Source organism: Burkholderia sp. DN3021 (assembly GCF_049805555.1).
In the GTDB taxonomy this organism is placed as follows: domain Bacteria; phylum Pseudomonadota; class Gammaproteobacteria; order Burkholderiales; family Burkholderiaceae; genus Burkholderia; species Burkholderia pyrrocinia_C.
In genome coordinates, this window is sequence record NZ_JBNCAB010000191.1 from 1 (window position 1) to 2787 (window position 2787).

Sequence of the window (2787 nt, forward strand, 5' to 3'; positions counted from 1 at the left end):
CTTCGTCACCTGGACCAAGGAAACCATCGACGCCGAGCTGGCCGAACTACTGGCCGGGTTCGGCACCAAATTTCAAACCAATTTCTCGTGAACACTCAATGCTACTTCATGCGATTGCCCTGGCGATTGCGAATGCACCTGACGATTGTTGAGCCTCATGCAACCCGATCCTGCCTATCATCGACAGTAACGATCGGTCGGGGTGAAAGGACCGGTAGATCGTGGGTCGTGGTGGCTTTGTTCGACAGGGTATGCGCTCAGTTGGTTGCGGCCGCAATTAGGCTATTTTGACGCAAACCGCCTTGCCGAAGCTGTTCCACCGGTTCACGAGATTCGCGATGATCACGCCCTCGCGCTGCTGCGATTCGAATCGGCGTGTCAGCAGTCGCGATCCGATGCAACGCTTGATCCACGAGATCTGCGCCTCGCCCCGTGCGCGCTTGCCATACCCGTACTTGTTGTGGAACGCATGGATGCCTTTCTCCTTAATGTAGCCGACAATCTGGTCGTGCCAGCGTGTCGTCGGCTGGTCATGAACCACCGCATTCGCCGGCGGCGGTATCACGGGCAGCACACCGCAGGCCGACCATGCTTCGGTCTGCGCGATGCTGTAGTACGCGCCGTCGGCAATCACGCAGTCGACGGGCGCATCGACCGCCAGCACGGCATCCAATCCTGCCTCGTCGGACACATCGTCCTCGGTGACCACGATGGCGTGAATGTTCATTTCCGGATCGATCGACAGGTGGACCTTGCGCCACGGCGTTCGGCTCGCGTCGCGGCCGTACTTCTGGCGATGCCATTCGCTGGCCCGGCCGAAGCACATGCCGGTGCTGTCGACGATCAGGCTGATCGCTTCGCCGTTGGCCAGACGGTCGGCCACCCGCTGACAACGCTGCCGCACCGGGACCGCCAGCGTCGCGAAGCGCTCGCTGAACTGCCCGAAGCTTGGCACGGCGATCTCGAGTCCACGCAGTCGCCAGTACTCTTCCATGAGGCCGGTGATCTGGCGCATCGCCCAACCGAACAATCGATAGAACGTATAGATCAGCTCGATGTAGGCGTTCGTGTAGGTCAGGGTACGCCCAGACACACCCCGCACATACGGCCGGGCATTGATGAACAGCGCCTTCAGATCGCCGTGCGGGCAGTAGAGGCTGAGCTGGCCTCGCCGCTTCAGGCTCTGATTGTAGGCGCGGGCGTTTGCGACCCGATACGTCTGTTTCGGGCGTTTGCGCGGCGCAACGGATTTCAGGCTGGCTTTGTATGCCACTGAACGTTCACGAGGCGGATAGATCAATGGCCCTTTCTACTCGACCTCACGCTGCCGCGCAACTACCCCTTCCGAACAAAGCCAGGTGCCGGTAGCGCTTGACGACCGTGTCATGCACGGGATGCGCGCCAGCCACCTCCGGATGCGGGAAGCGGCTTCCAGCAGTGAAGTCGATCTGGATCGTCAGCCGCTTGGCGGCCACGTCGAAATCGACGCCGCTCACGAACCACGGATCGCTCACACCCAATGCGGCTTCGAACAGCTGGCTATGCATGACTTCCCTTCGTCTTGTAATGCGAAAAAACGGACGATACCACCCACTTTAAATTCAACATAGGCCCTTATTGCGACAGAACCATTTTATTCATTAAATCTATAAGTAATCCTATTTAAATTGACGCCCCCTTGGCCGATTGACACTATCGCGCCATAGCCCACAGAACCGATTCGACTATAGCTCATGAACATTATCTCCTCGACACCAGCAGCGCCAAGCGCACCCCACCGACTTCAACCCAACGCAGAAAGCGCTTGCGCTTCGCGGCGTGACGACTCGCGCGCATCGCTGGCGAATACGATCTCGAGGGTGAGGCAGGACCCGCACCTCACGCCCGGAACTCGGCGAGAGGGCGCGCATGCGCCGACCGAGGGGCCGGCGGCCCAGCGTGGCCCGAATAACGTGCGCACGCTCGCCGACCAGATCCGGACTCCAAGACTGTGGTTCCATCAGGGCGGGGATCTGGTGCCGATCCTGGTGACGCTGTCAGCGCTATGGCCGCAGGAGCGCGCGCTGAGGATTCTGAACGAGAACTATGACGTGCTGACATCGCTCGGAGCACGCCAGTCAGATCGTGAGCCGGTGACGCTGGTGCTGCGGGGCATGCATTACAGTGCGTTGATAGATGGCATTGAGATTGACCCCGCCCGTGATGGAGAGTGTTTCTATCATGCGCTCCTGGCCGCGCTCGGCAAGGAGGATGCGGGCGCGATGAAGCGGCAGCTCGGCCTGCCGGACCATGCCTCGGAGATGGCGGTCATTCGCGCCTTGAGGGCGCATCTTGCGGACTATGTGGAGGCCAATCCGCAGCTTGTCGAGCCGTATATCGCCGAGAGTAGCCCGCCGCAAGTCCGAGTCGCTTGGGAGGAATCAACACGTGGCGCAGCGCCCGATCAGATGGGCGCAGACGACGCAACGGCCAAGGAGAAGCGCCAGAGCGAGAAGAGCCAGAGCAGGTATTCCGCCGTGGATAATGCCAAGTCATTTGATGAAGCCATTGAGGCATACAAGAAGGAGCCGCATAGCCATCTGCCAATTTGGGAACCTAGCCCACAGCGTCGGTGGTTGGAGCCGCTTGTACGGCTCCTCGGTATGTCGATGCCTTTAGTCCAAAATTGGGCACAAGGAAGACCTCTGCTGGGGCCACTTCCTGAGCCGAGAAGAAACGATCTGGCAATCGATGACCCTGACAGACGCGTATACGCATTTATGAATAGTGCGGCCGGTAGAGAGAGGC

General features: G+C 59.9%; 2 protein-coding genes and 1 pseudogene. 1 reads left to right on the top strand and 2 read right to left on the bottom strand.

The window, feature by feature from the left end; genetic code table 11:
* Positions 1-277 precede the first annotated feature (277 nt).
* Complete coding sequence (locus ACPUER_RS36260) at positions 278-1273, bottom strand: IS5 family transposase (RefSeq protein ID WP_425133514.1); 996 nt, start codon at positions 1271-1273, stop codon at positions 278-280.
* 73 nt (positions 1274-1346) lie between these two features.
* Positions 1347-1547 (bottom strand): annotated as a pseudogene (locus ACPUER_RS36265) (ISL3 family transposase); the annotation flags it as partial.
* Between the two features lie 405 nt (positions 1548-1952).
* Here ACPUER_RS36265 and ACPUER_RS36270 point away from each other — a divergent pair.
* Positions 1953-2787 (top strand): hypothetical protein (locus tag ACPUER_RS36270; RefSeq protein WP_425133515.1); only part of this gene is annotated, 835 nt, incomplete at its 3' end.